At 74.0% G+C, this 16,661-nt stretch carries 23 protein-coding genes; 8 read left to right on the forward strand and 15 right to left on the reverse strand.

Features of this window, described 5'->3' with window-relative positions:
- The first annotated feature begins 25 nt into the window (after positions 1–25).
- Positions 26–679, forward strand: coding sequence for a TetR/AcrR family transcriptional regulator (locus ACOACO_RS02275; protein ID WP_420294639.1), 654 nt, complete (start codon positions 26–28; stop codon positions 677–679).
- A 43-nt stretch (positions 680–722) separates the two neighbouring features.
- On the opposite strand, the gene ACOACO_RS02280 is transcribed toward ACOACO_RS02275, so the two are convergent.
- Both ACOACO_RS02280 and ACOACO_RS02285 read right to left on the reverse strand, forming a co-directional pair.
- Positions 723–1,244 carry a PGPGW domain-containing protein gene (locus tag ACOACO_RS02280; RefSeq protein WP_420294640.1) on the reverse strand — a complete coding sequence of 174 codons (522 nt, stop codon included), beginning with the start codon at positions 1,242–1,244 and terminating at the stop codon, positions 723–725.
- Positions 1,245–1,333: 89 nt separating this feature from the next.
- The gene (locus ACOACO_RS02285; protein WP_420294641.1) at positions 1,334–2,092 is read right to left on the reverse strand and encodes a GAP family protein; all 759 of its coding nucleotides are present in this window, start codon (positions 2,090–2,092) and stop codon (positions 1,334–1,336) included.
- An 86-nt stretch (positions 2,093–2,178) separates the two neighbouring features.
- Between ACOACO_RS02285 and ACOACO_RS02290 the strand changes: the two genes are divergently transcribed.
- Complete coding sequence (locus ACOACO_RS02290) at positions 2,179–2,832, forward strand: hypothetical protein (RefSeq protein WP_420294642.1); 654 nt, start codon at positions 2,179–2,181, stop codon at positions 2,830–2,832.
- Between the two features lie 24 nt (positions 2,833–2,856).
- On the opposite strand, the gene ACOACO_RS02295 is transcribed toward ACOACO_RS02290, so the two are convergent.
- From ACOACO_RS02295 to ACOACO_RS02330, 8 genes are all read right to left on the reverse strand, one after another.
- The gene (locus tag ACOACO_RS02295; RefSeq protein WP_420294643.1) at positions 2,857–3,261 is read right to left on the reverse strand and encodes a hypothetical protein; all 405 of its coding nucleotides are present in this window, start codon (positions 3,259–3,261) and stop codon (positions 2,857–2,859) included.
- A complete protein-coding gene (locus tag ACOACO_RS02300) occupies positions 3,258–4,244 on the reverse strand; it encodes a hypothetical protein (protein WP_420294644.1) in 987 nt (328 codons plus the stop codon). Before ACOACO_RS02300 ends, ACOACO_RS02295 begins: the two co-directional genes overlap by 4 nt.
- Positions 4,245–4,256: 12 nt before the next feature.
- The gene (locus ACOACO_RS02305) at positions 4,257–4,583 is read right to left on the reverse strand and encodes a hypothetical protein (RefSeq protein ID WP_420294645.1); all 327 of its coding nucleotides are present in this window, start codon (positions 4,581–4,583) and stop codon (positions 4,257–4,259) included.
- Positions 4,584–4,589: 6 nt separating this feature from the next.
- Positions 4,590–5,246, reverse strand: coding sequence for a GNAT family N-acetyltransferase (locus tag ACOACO_RS02310; RefSeq protein WP_420294646.1), 657 nt, complete (start codon positions 5,244–5,246; stop codon positions 4,590–4,592).
- Complete coding sequence (locus ACOACO_RS02315; RefSeq protein ID WP_420294647.1) at positions 5,243–5,830, reverse strand: sugar O-acetyltransferase; 588 nt, start codon at positions 5,828–5,830, stop codon at positions 5,243–5,245. The genes ACOACO_RS02310 and ACOACO_RS02315 overlap by 4 nt, the downstream gene beginning before the upstream one ends.
- 13 nt (positions 5,831–5,843) lie before the next feature.
- Positions 5,844–6,650: an ABC transporter permease gene (locus ACOACO_RS02320; RefSeq protein ID WP_420294648.1), complete on the reverse strand. Its 807-nt coding sequence runs from the start codon at positions 6,648–6,650 to the stop codon at positions 5,844–5,846.
- Positions 6,647–7,648, reverse strand: coding sequence for an ATP-binding cassette domain-containing protein (locus ACOACO_RS02325; protein ID WP_420294649.1), 1,002 nt, complete (start codon positions 7,646–7,648; stop codon positions 6,647–6,649). The genes ACOACO_RS02320 and ACOACO_RS02325 overlap by 4 nt, the downstream gene beginning before the upstream one ends.
- Positions 7,649–7,759: 111 nt before the next feature.
- Entirely contained in the window at positions 7,760–8,680 is a 921-nt protein-coding gene (locus ACOACO_RS02330; RefSeq protein WP_420294650.1) for an NmrA family NAD(P)-binding protein, read from the reverse strand.
- 62 nt (positions 8,681–8,742) lie between these two features.
- Here ACOACO_RS02330 and ACOACO_RS02335 point away from each other — a divergent pair, with 62 nt between their 5' ends.
- Positions 8,743–9,090: a winged helix-turn-helix transcriptional regulator gene (locus ACOACO_RS02335; protein WP_420294651.1), complete on the forward strand. Its 348-nt coding sequence runs from the start codon at positions 8,743–8,745 to the stop codon at positions 9,088–9,090.
- Between the two features lie 139 nt (positions 9,091–9,229).
- Positions 9,230–10,564, forward strand: coding sequence for a cation:proton antiporter (locus ACOACO_RS02340; protein ID WP_420294652.1), 1,335 nt, complete (start codon positions 9,230–9,232; stop codon positions 10,562–10,564).
- Positions 10,565–10,580: 16 nt separating this feature from the next.
- On the opposite strand, the gene ACOACO_RS02345 is transcribed toward ACOACO_RS02340, so the two are convergent.
- Positions 10,581–11,798 (reverse strand): pyridoxal phosphate-dependent aminotransferase, encoded by a 1,218-nt coding sequence (locus ACOACO_RS02345; RefSeq protein WP_420294653.1) that lies wholly within the window; start codon positions 11,796–11,798, stop codon positions 10,581–10,583.
- A gap of 100 nt (positions 11,799–11,898) precedes the next feature.
- On the reverse strand, positions 11,899–12,402 hold the full coding sequence (locus ACOACO_RS02350) for a ribonuclease H family protein (protein WP_420294654.1): 504 nt from the start codon (positions 12,400–12,402) through the stop codon (positions 11,899–11,901).
- A 175-nt stretch (positions 12,403–12,577) separates the two neighbouring features.
- Here ACOACO_RS02350 and trxA point away from each other — a divergent pair, with 175 nt between their 5' ends.
- Positions 12,578–12,961 (forward strand): thioredoxin, encoded by a 384-nt coding sequence (gene trxA, locus ACOACO_RS02355; RefSeq protein ID WP_420294655.1) that lies wholly within the window; start codon positions 12,578–12,580, stop codon positions 12,959–12,961.
- Between the two features lie 88 nt (positions 12,962–13,049).
- On the opposite strand, the gene ACOACO_RS02360 is transcribed toward trxA, so the two are convergent.
- Together ACOACO_RS02360 and ACOACO_RS02365 are read right to left on the reverse strand one after the other, a co-directional pair.
- Entirely contained in the window at positions 13,050–14,090 is a 1,041-nt protein-coding gene (locus ACOACO_RS02360) for an LLM class flavin-dependent oxidoreductase (RefSeq protein WP_420294656.1), read from the reverse strand.
- A gap of 82 nt (positions 14,091–14,172) precedes the next feature.
- Positions 14,173–14,505: a YnfA family protein gene (locus tag ACOACO_RS02365; RefSeq protein WP_420294657.1), complete on the reverse strand. Its 333-nt coding sequence runs from the start codon at positions 14,503–14,505 to the stop codon at positions 14,173–14,175.
- Between the two features lie 131 nt (positions 14,506–14,636).
- On the opposite strand from ACOACO_RS02365, the gene ACOACO_RS02370 reads away from it, so the two are divergent.
- The gene (locus ACOACO_RS02370) at positions 14,637–14,945 is read left to right on the forward strand and encodes a hypothetical protein (protein ID WP_420294658.1); all 309 of its coding nucleotides are present in this window, start codon (positions 14,637–14,639) and stop codon (positions 14,943–14,945) included.
- On the opposite strand, the gene ACOACO_RS02375 is transcribed toward ACOACO_RS02370, so the two are convergent.
- A complete protein-coding gene (locus tag ACOACO_RS02375; RefSeq protein WP_420294659.1) occupies positions 14,946–15,245 on the reverse strand; it encodes a DUF1905 domain-containing protein in 300 nt (99 codons plus the stop codon).
- 63 nt (positions 15,246–15,308) lie between these two features.
- Between ACOACO_RS02375 and ACOACO_RS02380 the strand changes: the two genes are divergently transcribed.
- Together ACOACO_RS02380 and ACOACO_RS02385 are read left to right on the forward strand one after the other, a co-directional pair.
- On the forward strand, positions 15,309–15,929 hold the full coding sequence (locus ACOACO_RS02380; protein WP_420294660.1) for a DUF6891 domain-containing protein: 621 nt from the start codon (positions 15,309–15,311) through the stop codon (positions 15,927–15,929).
- Positions 15,930–16,024: 95 nt separating this feature from the next.
- Positions 16,025–16,585 carry a dihydrofolate reductase family protein gene (locus ACOACO_RS02385; protein WP_420294661.1) on the forward strand — a complete coding sequence of 187 codons (561 nt, stop codon included), beginning with the start codon at positions 16,025–16,027 and terminating at the stop codon, positions 16,583–16,585.
- Positions 16,586–16,661 lie beyond the last annotated feature (76 nt).

The following is a 16,661-nucleotide window of genomic DNA, read 5'->3' on the forward strand; positions in this document are numbered from 1 at the left end:
CATTTACTCGCATACAATTCGCGTCATGAGCCCGGCCCGCCGCCCCGACCGTCCGGCGCCCACCCCCGCTGGCCTGCGACGACAGCCCCGCCAGCAGCGTTCACGGGCCATGGTCGAGCGGATCGTGGACGCGGCTCGCGAGGTGCTCACCACCGAGGGGTACGACGCGTTCACCACCAACCGGGTCGCGGCGCGCGCCGACGTGAGCCCGGGGTCGCTCTACCAGTACTTCCCCGACAAGGCGGCGCTCGTGGACGTCGTCGCCGAGCGGTGGGTCGACCAGGTGTCGGAGGACGTCGCCCGGGCGCTCCTCGACCGCCTCGGCCTGCAGGGGCCCGCGATGGTGCGCTCGACGGCCGACGCGCTGCTCACCGCGCTGGAGCGCGACACGAGCCTGCTCCACGTGGTGTGGGAGGACCTCCCGGGCGCGCGGCACCGGGCGAACCGCGACGCCCTCGAGCGGCGCGTGCGGGACGTGCTGACGGCGTACCTCGCCGTGCGGCTCCCGCCCGAGCAGGCGGGCCGCGCGGTGCGGCTGGCCTGGATGGTCGTGCTGAGCACCGAGTACCTCACCGTGCGGTTCGTGCTCGACCCCGACCCGCCGCTGACCCGCGACGAGCTGCTCGACGAGGTGGTGGCGATGAGCCTGGGCTACCTCGGCGACCTCGCGCCCGGGTGAGCGTCGCCGGTCCTGCCGGGCCTGCCGGGCCTGCCGGGCCCGCTCAGCGCCCCGCGGGGCCGCTCGGGTCGACGGGGGCGGTGCGCCGGTCCGGTTCGACCGGGTCGCCCGGCGCGTCGACCGCGGCCCGCGCCCGCTCGGAGCCCGGCCCGCGGAAGCGCCGGATGCTGTAGACGATGAGCCCGGCGGCGATCGCGGCCGACGCGATGAGCGTGATGCCCGTGCCGATCCCCCCGATCAGCCACCAGCTGTCACGCACCGGCCACCACGAGGGGGCCGGCGGGCCCACGATCCACAGCACGCCCAGCCCGACGAGCCACAGCGCGCCGAGGCAGGAGAGCACGATGCGCGGGATGGTCTCGACGCCCTCGGCGGCGGCGCGCATCGCGGCTCGCTCGACCGGCGCCAGGCGGCGCTCGGCCCACTCGTACTGCTGCGAGAGCACCGCGAGGCCGCCGAACAGCATGAGGAGCCCGGGGCCGGGCAGCACGAGGGCCGCGATGCCGGCGACCACCAGGGTCCAACCGGTGACCTCGACCAGGATCCGCTTCGTCGCGCCGCGCACGGTCACAGCCTCCCAGACAGGTGGGTGTCGTGGGGCGTCTCGAGCGCCCCGGTTCCACCCCGGTCCAGCCCCGAGGCGTCGGCCGGGGCTCACCCGAGCTCCAGGGCGCGCGAGGCATCGCCGACCATGAGCAGGCCCACGATGGCGAACACCCACCACGACGCGCCGGAGGTCACCCGCTCCAGCCAGCCCGAGAACCGGGCGAGCGGCGCCTCGACCCGGCCGCCCAGGGCGAGACGCCCGGCGAGCAGCAGCACGGCCGGCGCCACCATGACCAGCGCGTAGGCCACCACCACTCCCGCCGACGCCGCCAGCGGCAGGTCGGCGGCCGTGATGATGCCGACGGCCCCCAGGAACGGCAGCATGCTCGCCACCTCGACCAGCGCGGCCGCCAGCCCGACGCCCACGACGACCCGGTACGACGCCCCCGGCCCCACGAGCCGGGCCCGCCACGACGCGGTACGGCGGGGCGTCGCCGCCGGCTCGCCCGTCCCGGCCCCGGCCTGCGCGGCAGCACCCCGCGGCGCGCGCCACCGGCGCACCCGCGCGAGCACGAGGTCGCCCACCAGGCCCGCGGCCAGCAGCGCCCCGCCGACGACGAGCTCGACCCACCGCAGCCAGGTGAGCTCGCCGACACCGGCGAGCAGCCGCACCGCGGCGTCCGCGCCGAGCACCAGGCCGATGCCGACGAGCGCGTAGAAGCCGCCGACGGTGCCGAGGTAGACCAGGTAGCGGCGCACGTCGACGCGCGGGGCCGTGAGCAGCACGAGGGGCAGCACGAGGGTGCCGATGCTGGTGCTGTCGACGAGGGCGAGGCCGGCGAGCAGGCCGAGGGTCACGAGGTCCACGACGGTGACGCTAGGTCCGCGCACCGGGCCGGCGGGAGCGACGAAGGTCGCTTCCCGGCCCTACCCGGGTCGTCTAGCCTCGAGCCATGCGGACCACCGGCGGCGTCGCCGCCCTCCTGCTGCTCGCGACCCTCACGGCCTGCGGGGCCGACGAGGAGCCCCGGGACGACTCCTCGGCCACCGCCTCGTCGTCCACCGCCTCGTCGAGCAGCGGGACCACCTCGGGCGAGCCGACGGCCACGGCCTCCACCAGCAGCGCCACGGCCGACGGGCTGACCACCCCGGGGAGCCGCCTGCTCGTCGGCGAGGCGGCGACCGTCCCGCTGGTCTCGCCGCGCGGCGGCACGCAGGTCGGGGTCGCCGAGGTCGTGGTCACCGGCATCGAGCCCGTCCCGGCCGACGACCTGGCGGGGACCGAGGTGGACGAGGGCCAGGCGGTGCACGTGCTCCGGGCGACCCTCACCGTCGTCGAGCTGGCCCCGGACGCCGGGCCGCTGCAGCCCACCGTCGACCTCAACGGCGCGGTGGACGGCGGCCCGCTGGGCAAGACGTCCTCGGCCGACGCCGACGCCCTCGGGTGCGGGCCGCTGGACCTCGACGAGGACACGGCGCCGGGCACCGTGCTCGAGATGTGCGTGACCGCCGTGTCCGACCCCGACGCGCAGGTCGACGCGACGTGGGCCCCGGCCGGCAGCGCGTACGCGTTCCGCACGGGTGCCCCGGTCGTCTGGGCGGGCTGAGCGCCCCGGAGCGCACCGACCCCGTCAGCCCGCGGTGTCGCGGCGTGGCGGTGGCGGGTCCCCCGGCTCGGGGATGGGCGCGTCGGGCACGTCGCGCGGGAACGGCCCGCTGCGGAGGGCGCGCCGTACCAGCTCGCGGCCCTCGGGCCCTGCCGTGCCCTCGGGGTCGGCGTACAGGTCCGTCCACGTGAGGAGACCCTCGTCGACCTGACGGCGGACCCGCTGACAGGCCAGGGAGGAGTCCGGCCCGGACGCCGCGACCAGCGCCGCGACGATGCCGGGCGGCAGTCCGTCGGCGTCCTCGCGCACCCGTCGCCCGAACTCCGCCCGGAGCGAGCGGGTGCGGTGCCGGATGTCCTCGAGCGCCCCCAGGGGGTTCGCCCGGTCGGACCGCAGCCGCGCCAGCAGGGCGTCGACGTCCTCCGTCATTCCTCCACCTCCGGGACCTCGACGTTCTCGATGCCCTCGGGCACCTCGGGCTTCTCGATGCCCTGCTCGAGGTCGGCGAGCCGCTGCTCGGCGTCGGCGATGTCCTTCTCCGCCTTCTCCCGGTCCTCCCGGACCTGGGCGGACTCCTCGCCCAGGTCGTTGAGGCCGTTGCGGATCTGAGCCGCCGTCAGCACCGGGGTCTCGACGATGGCGGGGATTTCCTGGAAGACCGCGACGAGGCCGCTGAACACCTCGAGCGCCGCCGGGATCGTGTCCACCCAGGCCGTCACGGCCTCGTGCAGGTCGAAGACCGCCTTGATGGTGTCGACGAGCGACCACATGGTGTCGATGATGTCCTGGATCGCGTCCCAGCCGTCCTGGATGACGTCCCAGCCGAGCTGCACCCAGCCGATCCACGGTCGTCCGTAGCGCGCGATCTTCTCGATGAGCCACACCGCGATGTCCAACGCGGTGTCGATGAGCTCGACCACGAGGCCGGCGATGAACTGCGCGACCTCCGAGATCCCCTCGAAGACGATCTGGCCCTGGCGGACGACTGCGCCGGCCCCGGCGTAGACCGCCGCGTGCGCGGCCATGTGGGTGCTGAACGCCGTCGCCGCCTGCCCCTCCCAGTGCAGGAAGAGCTCCGTGGTGCCGAACCCCAGGTTGGTGCCGGCCGCGATCAACCCGTCACCGGCCTTCTTCACGGCGTCGCCGCAGGCGAGGATCTTGTTCCAGTCGCCGGAGAAGGGCTGCACGAACAGCTCGACGGCGTTCGTCGGCTGCACCTCGGGGCCGGGGAAGGGCAGCCCGACCTTCCCGACGATGCTCTGCGCCTCGGAGTAGAAGGTCGTGCACTTCTCGATCGCGTCGTTGAGCGTGTCGAAGCGGGCGTCGTCACGGTCGATCTCGAGCTCGACCTCGCCCTCGACGGGCGGGGTCAGCACCGATGACATCTCCTGGGGCACGGTGTAGGTCACCACGGCCGTCCCACCTCACTCGTCCTGGAACGACGCGGTCTCGGCGAAGTACTCCGACACCTCGCCGTCCACCTTGTCGTACTCGCTGCCCGTGTCCCACAGGCCGTAGCGCGCCAGCCCCATGCTGGTGCGCCCCTTCGAGAGGGCGTCGCCGAACGGGAGACAGGCGTACTTGCGGATGTGGTCCTTGAGGGGGGCGAGGAGACCGTCGCCGAACGCGTCGGTCAGCGCCACGTGCTCCCACACGTAGCTGTCGATCTCCGTCAGCTGGGCGGAGATCTCGTTCATGTAGGCGTGGAACGCACCGATGTGGTCGGCCGCCACCTGCATCCGGTCGCTCATGACGGGTCAGTGTTCCGGTCCGTCGCCGTTCCAAACGCGCTCGCCCGTACGGGTCCGGGTGCCGGCACGCCACTCCTCGACGAGCACGGCGTGCACCTGGGTGTCGGTCCACTCGCCCCGCATCCACCAGTCGCGGCGCAGGTGCGCCTCGAGGCGCATGTCCAGCCGGGCGCACACCCGGGCCGACGCCGCGTTGCGGGCGTCGAGGCGCGCCTCGACGCGGTGCATGCCGTAGTGGCCGAACGCCAGGTCGACCAGCGCCGCGGCCGCCTCGGTGGCGTAGCCGCGGCCGGCGTGCCGCGGGTCGAGCACCCAGCCGACCTCGCCGACCCCGCGCCAGGTGTCGACCACCTTGAGCACCACGTCGCCCACCACCACGCCGTCGTGCTCGACCACGAGCGGCAGCGTCTCCCCCGGCGCACGGGGGTGGAGGCAGGCGGCGCGGCGCCCGACCATCGCGGCCAGCTCCGCCTCGCCCAGGGGGTGCTGCAGCAGGTAGCGGGTGACGTCCGGGTCGCCGTAGTAGCCCAGCGCCGCGACGTCGTCGTCGCGGTGGGGGCGCAGCAGCAGCCGCTCCGTGCGCAGCGGCAGGGCCGGCGGCCCCGGGTCGGGCCGGTACGGCGGCGCCGCGGCCCCCGCCGTACCGGACCCGGTGCTGCTCACGCGGGGTCGTCCACCCGTCGTACGACGCGCGCCGGGTTGCCCACGGCGACCACGCCCGCCGGCAGGTCGCGGGTGACGACGGCACCGGCGCCGACGACCGTGTCGTCCCCGATCGTCACGCCGGGGCACACGACGACCCCGCCGCCGAGCCAGACGTTCGACCCGATGGTGATGGCGCTGCCGCCCTCCCACTTGTCGCGCCGCGGCCCGGGCGCGACCGGGTGGGTGGGCGTCAGCAGCTGCACGTTCGGCCCGATCTGGGTGTCGTCGCCGATGGTGATCGCCGCGACGTCGAGCGCGACGAGCCCGTAGTTGGCGAACACCCGGCTGCCGACGCTGATCTGCGTGCCGTAGTCGACGTAGAGGGGCGGGCGGATGGCCACGTCCTCGCCGACCGAGCCCAGCAGCTCGGCGAGCAGCTCGCGCCGGCGCTCGCGGTCGTCGATGCCCGTCGCGTTGTAGGCCTCCTGCAGTCGCTGCGCGCGGACCACGCCGGCCACCAGCTCGGGGTCGTCGGCGAGGTAGGGGTCACCTGCGAGCATGCGCTCGCGCATCGTGCGGTCGTCGGGCTCGTGGGCGCTCATGCCGCCCAGCCTGTCAGCGGCGCGTCGTGCGCCGGTACTGCCGCACCGAGAGCGGCACGAACACGACGAGGATGATGACGACCCAGATGAGCGTGTAGAGCGCCGGGTGCTGCATCGACCACGCGTCGGGCGCGGGCAGCGAGCGGTCCACGTTGCCGAACAGCTCGCGCGTCGCCTGCGTCAGCGTCGACACCGGGTTCCACTCCACCAGCGTGCGCAGCACGCCGCTGAAGCTGTCGAGCGGCACGAACGCGTTCGACACGAACGTCAGCGGCATGATGACGATGAACGAGGCGTTGTTGATGACCTCCACGCTCGGCACCAGCAGGCCCACGTAGGCCATCACCCAGCTGATCGCGTAGGCGAAGAGCAGCAGCAGGCCGAACCCGAGGGCCGCGTCGACCACGCCCTCGCGGATGCGCCACCCGATGAGCAGGCCGGTGATCGCCATGATGATCAGCGACAGCACGTTGTAGACCACGTCGGAGGTCGTGCGGCCCACCAGCACCGCCGACGGGGACATCGGCAGCGACCGGAACCGGTCGATGATGCCCTTCTGCATGTCCTCCGCCAGCCCGGCGCCGGTGAAGGTCGCGCCGAACACCACGGTCTGGGCGAAGATGCCGCCGATGAGGAACTCGCGGTAGCCGACGCCGCCCTCGGAGCCGATGGCGCCCTCGAAGACGAAGGCGAAGAGCAGCACGAACATGATCGGGCTGACCAGGACGAAGACGAGCACCTCGGGCACCCGCTTGATCTTGATGAGGTTGCGCTTCGTGACCACCCAGCCGTCGCTGGCGGTGCGGGCCAGGGTGCTCATCGGTTCTCCTCCGCGGTCGGGACGGGACGGGCGGCGGTGCCGGCCTCGTCGGCACCGGGCTCGGCGGCCCGGCCGGTGAGGGTGAGGAAGACGTCGTCGAGGGTGGGCCGGCGCAGGCCGACGTCGAGCAGCTCGACGCCCTCCCGCTCGAGGGCCTCCAGCGCGCGGCGCAGCGCCGGTACGCCGGAGGTCACCGGCGCCGTGAGGGTGCGGCCGCCCGCGTCGACCTGCACCTCGGCGACCGCCTCGGCGGCGAGCACCCGTCGCGCGGCCTCGAGGTCGGCGCCGTCGCGCAGGACCGCCTCGATGCGCTCCCCGCCGGTCTGCGCCTTGAGCTCGTCGGCGGTGCCGCGGGCGATGGCGCGCCCGTGGTCGATGACGACGATGTCGTCGGCGAGCCGGTCGGCCTCCTCCAGGTACTGCGTCGTCAGCAGCAGGGTCGAGCCGCCCGACACGAGCTCGCGGATGACCGTCCACATCTCCTGGCGGCTGCGCGGGTCGAGCCCCGTCGTCGGCTCGTCGAGGATGAGGACCGGGGGCGCGGCCACGAGTGCGCCGGCCAGGTCGAGGCGCCGGCGCATGCCGCCCGAGTAGGTCTTCGAGGGACGGTCGCCGGCCTCCGCGAGCGAGAACCGCTCCAGCAGCTCGCGGGCGCGCTCCCGGGAGCGCGCGCGGCCCAGGCCGTAGAGCCGGCCGACCATCTCGAGGTTCTCGAACCCCGTGAGGTGCTCGTCGACGGCCGCGTACTGCCCCGACAGGCCGATGCGTCGCCGCACCCCGTCGGGGTCGGCGGCGACGTCGACGCCCGCCACCTCCGCCGAGCCGCCGTCGGGCTCCAGCAGGGTCGCCAGGATGCGGACGGCGGTCGTCTTCCCCGCCCCGTTGGGGCCCAGGAGCCCCAGCACGGTGCCCTCGGGCACCGCGAGGTCGAGCCCCTTGAGGGCCTCCACCTCGCCGTAGCGCTTCACCAGTCCGTGAGCGCGGATCATGTCGGTCATCGCGGTCCTCTCTCGTCGGGGCCACGGTGGCAGACCCCGCCGACATCCAGGACTCATCGGCGACCGCGCCGCGGATCGGGGTGCACCCCCGACCCGCGGCGCACGTGCCCGTCAGGCCCAGGTGGCGACCGTCTGGCGCAGGGTGCGCGGCGCGCGGCCCAGCACGCGGGCGAGGTCGTCGCCGGTGGGGGCGAGCACGCCGTCGGCGATGTTCGCGTCGGCGGCGAGCAGGAAGCCGACCGTGCCCTCGTCGAGGCCGGCGCCGAGCAGCACCTGGCGGTACTCGTCGGCGGGGAGCGCGTCGTACGCGACCTCGGTGCCGAGCACCTCGGCGAACGCGGCGGCGAGCTCGGCGTGGCTCCACGCCTCCTGGCCGACGAGCTCGAGCACCGCGCCCTCGTGGCCCTCGGTGGTCAGCACGACGGCGGCGGCCTCGGCCAGCTCGGCGCGCTCGACGCTCGCGACCCGGCCGTCACCGGCGGCCGCGGCGATGCGTCCCGTGGCGCGGGCCTGGGCGAACGCGGGCTGGTAGTTCTCCGTGTACCACCCGTTGCGCAGGAGCGTCACGGGCAGGCCCGAGGCGCGCAGCAGCTCCTCGGTCTCCTTGTGCTCGGGCGCCACGACGAGCGGCGAGGTGTCGGCGGCCGGGGCGCTCGTGTACGCGACCCGGGCCACGCCGGCGGCGCGCGCGGCCTCGACCACGTTGCGGTGCTGCTGCGTGCGCCGGCCCACCGCGCTGGAGGAGACGAGCAGCAGCACGTCGCCGGCGGAGAGCACCGAGGCGTCCACGTCGTCGTAGTCGAGCCGTGCCGTCCGCACACCGCGCTCGGCCAGGTCGGCCAGCCTCGCGGTGTCACGCGCGGTCGCCAGCACCTCGTCCGCCGCCACGCCCCGCTGCAGCAGGGCCTCCACCACGAGCCGCCCGAGCTGTCCGCTCGCCGCCGTCACCACGATCGCCATGTTCATCCACTCCTCGTCGTACGCCGCGCAGGTCGCGGCCGTCGAGGAGCCCAACCGGCCGCGGCCGCCCACCCTTCCCGTGGTGGGGTACCGACTTCGAAGTGGGGTACCCACCTCGAGGTAAGTTCCCGTCCGTGACGACCTCGCCGCCGGCCCTCAGCACCCTCGACACCGCGTGCCCGCAGATGCGGCTGCTCGTCGAGCACGTCACCAGCAAGTGGGGCCTGCTGGTGCTGCTCGTGCTCACCGACCGCACCCTGCGCTGGAGCGGGCTCAAGAGGGAGATCGCCGGCGTCAGCGAGAAGATGCTGATCCAGACGCTGCAGACCCTCGAGGCCGACGGGCTGGTGCGGCGCGAGGCGCGCCCGGTCGTGCCGCCGTACGTGGAGTACTCCCTGACGCCCGCCGGCGACGAGGCCGCCGCACTGCTCGAGCCCCTCGCCCGGTGGGCCCAGGCGCGGGTGGGTGGCGCGACGAGCTGAGGGGTCCCTGCGGTCCAGGTCTCGTGGCGGTCGCCGCGGGTACTGGATCGCGACCTCCGAACGGTCGTCGTGGTGCTCGAGGGGGTGGCGCCGTGGCTCCGGCTCGCTGCAGTCCCCGCCCACGCACATCGGACAGACCATGCCAACGGACCTGATCAACGCCGACTTCGTCTACCTGCTGGCCGGGGTGTCCCTCCTGCTGGCCGTGGTGCTGCCCTACGCCCTGCGCTCCGCGGCGCTGTCGGCCCCCGTCGTCCTGCTGGGCGTGGGGGTGCTGGCGGGGCTGCTGCCGCTGCCGGCGGAGGTGGTGCTGACCCCGTCGGACGACCGCCCGTTCATCGAGCACCTCGCCGAGCTCACCGTGATCGTGTCGCTGATGGGGGTGGGGCTCGCGCTCGACCGGCCGCTCAGCTTCCGTTCCTGGGCGTCGTGGCGGCGGTGGGGCACGACGTGGCGCCTGCTCCTCCTCGCCATGCCGCTCTCGATCGCGGCCACCGCGTGGCTCGGCTGGTGGGTGCTCGGCCTCGCGCCCGCGTCGGCCATCCTGCTCGGCGCCGTCCTCGCCCCGACCGACCCCGTGCTCGCCTCCGACGTCCAGGTCGCGGGGCCCACCACGGACGAGGAGGACGAGGACCAGGAGGACGGCGCGGTCGACGAGCGCGACGAGGTCCGCTTCGCGCTGACGTCGGAGGCCGGGCTCAACGACGCGCTGGCCTTCCCCTTCGTCTACCTCGCCATCCTCGTCGTGGGTGCGGGGTCGGCGATGGACTGGGGCCTGAAGTGGGTCGCGTGGGACCTGCTCGGCAAGATCGCGGTCGGCGCGGCGGTCGGGATCGTCGTCGGGTGGTCCCTCGCCAAGGCGGCCTTCCAGTCGCGCGTCCGGTCGGTCCGCACGGCCGAGACGGGTGACCCCCTGCTCGTGCTCGCCGCCGTCCTGCTGTCGTACGGCGCGGCGGAGGTCGCCCAGGGGTACGGCTTCCTGGCCGTCTTCGCCTGCGCCATGGCCCTGCGCTCGTTCGACCGCACGGACGCCTACCACGCCCTGATGCACGGGGTCGTCGAGCGGCTCGAACGACTGCTGACGCTCGTGGTGCTCCTGCTGCTCGGGGTCGCGATCTCCAGCGGGCTGCTCGGTGCGCTGAGCTGGCGGGGCGCGGCCCTGGGCATCGCGCTCGTCCTGGTGGTCCGCCCGCTCACCACGTGGGTGGCCCTGCGGGTCGGCCCCCGGCCGCGCGACCGGGTCGGCGACCACCACCTGCAGCCGCGCGAGCGCTGGGTCACGGCGTTCTTCGGCATCCGGGGCATCGGCTCGATCTACTACCTCGCCTACGCGACCGGGCAGAACCCCTTCTCCGGCACGGACACGCTGTGGGCCACCGTCGGCTTCGTCATCGCCTTCTCGGTGGTGCTGCACGGCATCTCCGCGACCCCCGCCATGGCGTGGCTCGAGAAGCGCCGTACCCAGCCGGCGTGAGGGGCCCGGGGGCGGGTCAGCGGCGCAACGACCCCAGGAAGTCCGCGATCCGCTCGATGGCCTCGGTGAGCATGTCGACGTCGGGCAGCGTGACGAGCCGGAAGTGGTCGGGCTCGAACCAGTTGAAGCCGGTGCCGTGGGTGACCAGCAGCTTCTTCGCGCGCAGCAGGTCGAGCACGAACGCCTGGTCGTCGACGATCCCGAACATCTCGGTGTCGAGCTTCGGGAAGCAGTAGAGCGCGCCCATCGGCTCCACGCAGGAGACGCCCTCGATCTCGTTGAGCAGGCGCCACGCCGTCTTCGACTGCTCGTAGAAGCGGCCGCCGGGCACGATGTACTCGTTGATCGACTGGTAGCCGCCCAGCGCCGTCTGGATCGCGTGCTGCGCCGGGACGTTGGCGCACATGCGCATGTTGGCAAGCAGCGTCAGGCCCTCGAGGAAGCTCTCCGCGGCGTGGCGCGGGCCCGAGATCATCACCCAGCCGGCGCGGTAGCCGCACACGCGGTAGGCCTTCGACAGCCCCGAGAACGTCAGGCACAGCACGTCGTCGCCCGCGAAGGCGGCCGTGTGGTGGTGCACCGCGTCGTCGAACAGGATCTTCTCGTAGATCTCGTCGCTGAAGACGACCAGCTCGTGGCGCCGCGCGATGTCGACGAGGCCCTTGACGGTCTCCTCGCTGTAGACCGCGCCCGTCGGGTTGTTCGGGTTGATGATCACGATGCCCTGCGTGTTCGGCGTGATCTTGGCCTCGATGTCGGCGAGGTCGGGGTTCCACCCGTCCTCCTCGTCGCAGCGGTAGTGCACCGGCGTGCCGCCCGAGAGGGTCACCGCGCCCGTCCACAGCGGGTAGTCCGGCGCCGGGACGAGGATCTCGTTGCCGTCGTCGAGGAACGCCTGGAGCACCAGCGAGATCATCTCGGAGACGCCGTTGCCGATGAAGACGTCGTCGACGGCCGTCTCGGTGAGGCCGCGGGACTGGTAGTACTGCGCCACCGCCGTGCGCGCCGAGTAGATGCCGCGGGAGTCGGAGTAGCCCTGCGCGTCGGGCAGGTGCGCGACCATGTCGGCCACGATCGACTGCGGCGCCTCGAAGCCGAACGGCGCCGGGTTGCCGATGTTCAGCTTGAGGATCCGGTGACCCTCCGCCTCCAGCCGCTGTGCCTCGACGAGGATCGGGCCGCGCACGTCGTAGCGCACGTTCTGCAGCTTCTTGCTCTGGACGATGTCGCGCATGCGGCTCAGTCTCGCAGCCCCGGGCGCCCCGACGCGCGCGGGTTTGACGTGTGGCGGCGGTCCGACCCGCAACCGGTGGACCGGTCCGGGCCCGGCGGGCCTAGGCCTGCTTGCTCGCCGCGACGGCGAGGCGGTCGACGAAGTCGTTCATGACGTCGCCCGAGTGGCCCTTCACCCAGCGGAACGCCACGTCGCCGCGCCCCGACACCTCGGCGACCAGCGGCTCCCACAGGTCGCGGTTGGCGACCGGCTTGCGGGCGCTGTTGGTCCAGCCGCGCTCGAGCCAGCCGGCCCACCAGCGGTCGCGGAAGCAGTGCACGACGTACGTCGAGTCGCTGACCACCACGAGCGGCCCGGGGTTGGCGAGCACCGCCTCGAGCGCCGCGCGGATCTCCATCCGCTGGTTGGTCGACGCGCCCTCGCCGCCGGAGGCGTACGTCGACTCGTCCACCGCCCACGCCCAGCCGCCCGGCCCCGGGTTGCCCGCGCACGCGCCGTCGGTGAAGACCTCGACGGCCCCGGGCGGCGCCACCATGTCCGCCGGCCGCGGGCGGCGTGCCCGGGTGGTGCGGGTGGCGGGGGTACGGCGGGGCGCGGTCGGCACGGGGGGCTCCTGGGGCGGGGGGAGTCGGCAGGGGAGTCGGCGGGGAAGGTCGGGCAGGATGAGGGGGAGACCGTAGCCGCGGCGCGGGCTCGCGGCGTACCCGGGGAACACCTCGCACCCCCGCGGCGTTGGGCAGGGGTAGCACGGACCGCTGCAGACGACGATGGGAGTGCAGATGACGACCGTGACCGTGGGTGCCGCCGACTTCGAGCGCACCGTGATGGAGAACGACCTGGTGCTGGTGGACTTCTGGGCGTCCTGGTGCGGCCCCTGCCGCCAGTTCGCGCCGGTCTTCGACAAGGCCTCCGAGCAGCACGGCGACGTGGTGTTCGCGAAGGTCGACACCGAGGCCGAGGCCCAGCTCGCGCAGGCCGCGCAGATCACGTCGATCCCGACGCTGATGGCGTTCAAGAAGGGCCAGCTGGTCTACCGCGAGGCGGGCGCCCTGCCGGCCACCGCGCTCGAGCAGCTCATCACCGCCGTGAAGGACCTCGACCTCGAGGCCGCCCTGGCGGAGCAGGAGGCCGAGCAGGCGGCCCAGCAGGACCAGCAGGGCTGACACCCCGCTCGACGACACCGGCCCGGCCCCTCAGGGGGCCGGGCCGGTGTGCGTCCGGGGCCGTCCGGACGGACCCGCCGGGAGCGCCTCAGTCGGCGAGCAGCTCCCGCACGCGCGGGGCGACGCGCGTGCCGTAGAGCTCGATGGCCCGCATGAGCTGGGCGTGGGGCATCGGGCCGTTGGAGTACTTGAGGTCGAAGCGCTGCACCCCGAGCCCGCGCACGGTGCTCGCGATCTTGGCGGCGACGGTCTCGGGCGAGCCGACGTAGAGCGAGCCCACCTCGATCTCGGCGTCGAACTGCTCGCGGGTCGCCGGGCCCCAGCCGCGCTCGCGGCCGATGCGGTCGCGGTTGGCCTTGAAGTGCGGGAACAGCAGCTCCCGGGCCTCCTCGTCGGTGTCGGCCACGAACCCGGGCGAGTGCACGCCGACCGGCAGCAGCGGGGCGTCCGCGTCGTCGCCCAGCTCGCGCAGCGCGCGGTGGTAGAGGTCGACGTAGGGGCCGAAGCGCTCCGGCTCGCCGCCGATGATGGCCAGCATCATCGGGAAGCGGTAGTGCGCCGCCCGCACGACCGACTCGGGCGATCCGCCCACGCCGATCCAGGTGGGGATGTGCCCGGCGGTGGGGCGCGGGAAGACCTCGGCGTCCTCCAGCGGGCCGCGCACGGAGCCGCGCCAGCTGACGGGCCCGTCGGCCTGCAGCGCGGACCACAGGTCGAGCTTCTCGGAGAACAGGCGCTCGTAGTCGCCGAGGTCGAAGCCGAAGAGCGGGAACGACTCGGTGAAGGAGCCGCGGCCCAGCGTCACCTCGGCGCGGCCCGGGACGAGCGCGTCTATCGTCGCGAAGCGCTCGTAGACGCGCACCGGGTCGTCGGAGCTCAGCACGGTGACGGCCGTGCCGAGCAGGATGCGCTCGGTGCGGACGGCGGCGGCGGCCAGCACGACGTCGGGGGCGGAGACCGCGTAGTCGTCGCGGTGGTGCTCGCCGATGCCGAAGGCGTCGACGCCCACCTGGTCGGCGAGCACGGCCTGCTCGACGACGTCGCGCACGACCTGCGCGTGGGGCAGGGGGCGGCCGTCGGCGTCGACGGTGACGTCCCCGAACGTGTCGAGGCCGAGGTGGACGGTCATGGGTGCCTCCGGTGGGTCGGGTGTCGGGCGGTGGCCCGATCTGGTTGCACAGTCAACCACTTTGGTCGCCCGGGGATTCCCCTCATGCCTCGCGGGGCGCGTACATGATCACGGCCATCCCGGCGAGGCAGATCGCGGCGCCCGCGACGTCCCACCGGTCGGGGCGGTAGCCGTCGGCCACCATCCCCCACAGGATCGAGCCCGCCACGAACACCCCGCCGTACGCCGCGAGGATGCGCCCGAAGTGCGCGTCGGGCTGGAAGGTGGCCACCACGCCGTACGCACCGAGGGCCAGGAAGCCGATGCCCACCCACAGCCAGCCGCGGTGCTCGCGCAGGCCCTGCCACACCATCCAGGCGCCGCCGATCTCGAGCACGGCGGCGACGGCGAACAGGGCGAGGGAGCGGGCGACCACGGCGCCAGGCTAGGGCGTCGGGGATCACGGTGGAGAGGCCCTGCGGCGGGGGTCGGGGGTGTGGCACGATCAGCCGCGGGTCCGCGATCGCGACCCACCCACTTCAGCAGCACCGAGGGGTCACGGGGGCCATGCACACGACCGACGCACGCGACGGGGGCGACGACATCGTCCGGGAGTACGTCGCGCTCGACCGCGCCCTGCGCCGGCTCGAGGCCGTCGACGCCGGCCAGTCCGCCGGCCTGCGCCTGCAGCTCTACCGGGCCCGCGCCGCGTTCCACAAGACCGGTGCCGCCGGTCAGGCGGTGTACGCCGACACGCTCGCCGTCCTCGGCGCCGCCTGCGCGAGCGCACTGCTCGAGGCGGGCCAGGGCGACGTCGCCCCCGAGCGGCCCGAGCGGCCCGTGGTGAGCGACGCCCACGACACCTCGTCGCGCTGATCAGCCGATCCGCACGCCCAGCGTCACCACGTCCCCGAGCTCGACGCCCTCGGCCCGGCGCAGCGCGACCTTGAGCGGCACGACGTACCCGCCGTCCTTCGCGAACAGCGCCGTCGGCAGCGTCGTCGCCCCCAGCGTGACCCGGGCCGGGACCATCCCCCAGCCGTAGGTGACGACCGCGGAGAGCGCCCGGATCTCCTCGGCGTCGTCGGGTGCGACGGCGACGAAGTGGAACGGGGCGGGGCCGCGCCACCAGAACACCTCGCCGGTGACCTCCAGCTCGAGCATCGCGGGCTGCATGGCGGAACGGTACGGCGCCCCCGGCCGGTTTGCCGCGGGCGCGCGGAGGGGACGGAGCCCGCCATGACCCCACGCCACGCCGCGTTCTCGACCCCCTACCCGCCCTCGGACGCGACGTTCGCCGGCCGGCTGATGCTCGACGTCGCGCTCGGGATCGACGACCTCGACGACCTGCGGGAGAAGATCGAGGACCTCGTGGGGACCGGGGACTTCCCCGCCGTCTACCCGGACGAGCCCGTGCCGACGTACGACGACGCCGTGGCCCTGCTCGACCAGGTCGTCGCGGCGCACGACGCGGTCGTCACGGCGCCGTCGCACGACGCGCTCGCCCTCGCCGGGGTGCTGCAGACGCTGCCGGCGCGCGGCGTCGCCGTCTCGTTCGGCGAGGGGTTCGACGCCCGCGAGGGCGCGCAGATGGGGCACGCCGCCGCCCTCCGGCTCGACGGGGCGATCGGCTACGTCTACAGCCACACGCAGGACCTCGAGCGCCTCGTGCTCTCCGACCAGCTGTACCTCGGGTTCAGCGGGATGTCCGGTCGGCTCGAGGAGGAGGCCGTCGCGGTCGGCCGGACGGTGGTCGAGGTGCTGACCACGGCCGGGCTGCCCGTCCGGTGGGACGGGGACCCCCAGGCCCGCATCGCGGTCGCGCCCGTGCGCTGGGAGCTCCCGTACGCCGATCGGTGATCGTCCCGGGCCCGCGATGAGTTCGGCCGGCGACGGTGGTCGGACTCGTCGTACCGCAGCCCCCGCCACCCGGCGGGCCACCGAAGGAGAGAGCCATGCGCCCCCTGGTCGTCACCGAGTTCATCAGCCTCGACGGCGTCGTCGACTCCCCCGGGGGCGGCGACCACCCGCACGCGGGGTGGACGTTCACCGACGTCCCGTTCGACGAGGCGGCCTACGAGATCAAGGGCCGCGAGACCGAGGCGGCGACCGCGCTGCTGCTCGGCCGGGTGAGCCACGACGAGTTCGCGCCGGTGTGGCCCACGATGGAGGAGTTCGCGGAGTACAACGCCATGCCGAAGTACGTCGTGTCCTCGACGCTGGCGCAGTCGCCCTGGAACAACACCCACGTGCTGCGCTCCCTCGACGAGGTCGCCGCCCTCAAGCAGGGCGACGGCGGCGAGATCCACGTGCACGGCAGCGCGACGCTCGCGCAGGGCCTGGCGGCGGCCGGGCTCGTCGACCGCTACCACCTCCTCACGTTCCCGGTCGTGCTCGGCAGCGGCAAGCGCCTCTTCCCGACCGACGCGCCGGGCGCGAGGACGTCGCTGAAGCTGGTCGAGCACGCGGCGTACGCGAACGGGGTGCAGCTCTCCGTGCTCGAGGTCCAGCACTGAGGGTCGGGGCACTGAGCGCCGGGGCACCGCGCGCCGGGGCACCGGGCGCCGGGGCACCGGGCGTTCACCCGCCCGT

This window comes from Nocardioides sp. CPCC 205120, from assembly GCF_048654585.1.
Lineage (GTDB): Bacteria > Actinomycetota > Actinomycetes > Propionibacteriales > Nocardioidaceae > Nocardioides.

Coding starts and splice junctions, on each gene's coding strand:
- ACOACO_RS02275 (WP_420294639.1), top strand. CDS start 26: ATGAGCCCGGCCCGCCGCCCCGACCGTCCGGCGCCCACCCCCGCTGGC.
- ACOACO_RS02290 (WP_420294642.1), top strand. CDS start 2,179: ATGCGGACCACCGGCGGCGTCGCCGCCCTCCTGCTGCTCGCGACCCTC.
- ACOACO_RS02295 (WP_420294643.1), bottom strand. CDS start 3,261: ATGACGGAGGACGTCGACGCCCTGCTGGCGCGGCTGCGGTCCGACCGG.
- ACOACO_RS02305 (WP_420294645.1), bottom strand. CDS start 4,583: ATGAGCGACCGGATGCAGGTGGCGGCCGACCACATCGGTGCGTTCCAC.
- ACOACO_RS02315 (WP_420294647.1), bottom strand. CDS start 5,830: ATGAGCGCCCACGAGCCCGACGACCGCACGATGCGCGAGCGCATGCTC.
- ACOACO_RS02320 (WP_420294648.1), bottom strand. CDS start 6,650: ATGAGCACCCTGGCCCGCACCGCCAGCGACGGCTGGGTGGTCACGAAG.
- ACOACO_RS02325 (WP_420294649.1), bottom strand. CDS start 7,648: ATGACCGACATGATCCGCGCTCACGGACTGGTGAAGCGCTACGGCGAG.
- ACOACO_RS02340 (WP_420294652.1), top strand. CDS start 9,230: ATGCCAACGGACCTGATCAACGCCGACTTCGTCTACCTGCTGGCCGGG.
- ACOACO_RS02345 (WP_420294653.1), bottom strand. CDS start 11,798: ATGCGCGACATCGTCCAGAGCAAGAAGCTGCAGAACGTGCGCTACGAC.
- trxA (WP_420294655.1), top strand. CDS start 12,578: ATGACGACCGTGACCGTGGGTGCCGCCGACTTCGAGCGCACCGTGATG.
- ACOACO_RS02360 (WP_420294656.1), bottom strand. CDS start 14,090: ATGACCGTCCACCTCGGCCTCGACACGTTCGGGGACGTCACCGTCGAC.
- ACOACO_RS02370 (WP_420294658.1), top strand. CDS start 14,637: ATGCACACGACCGACGCACGCGACGGGGGCGACGACATCGTCCGGGAG.
- ACOACO_RS02375 (WP_420294659.1), bottom strand. CDS start 15,245: ATGCAGCCCGCGATGCTCGAGCTGGAGGTCACCGGCGAGGTGTTCTGG.
- ACOACO_RS02380 (WP_420294660.1), top strand. CDS start 15,309: ATGACCCCACGCCACGCCGCGTTCTCGACCCCCTACCCGCCCTCGGAC.
- ACOACO_RS02385 (WP_420294661.1), top strand. CDS start 16,025: ATGCGCCCCCTGGTCGTCACCGAGTTCATCAGCCTCGACGGCGTCGTC.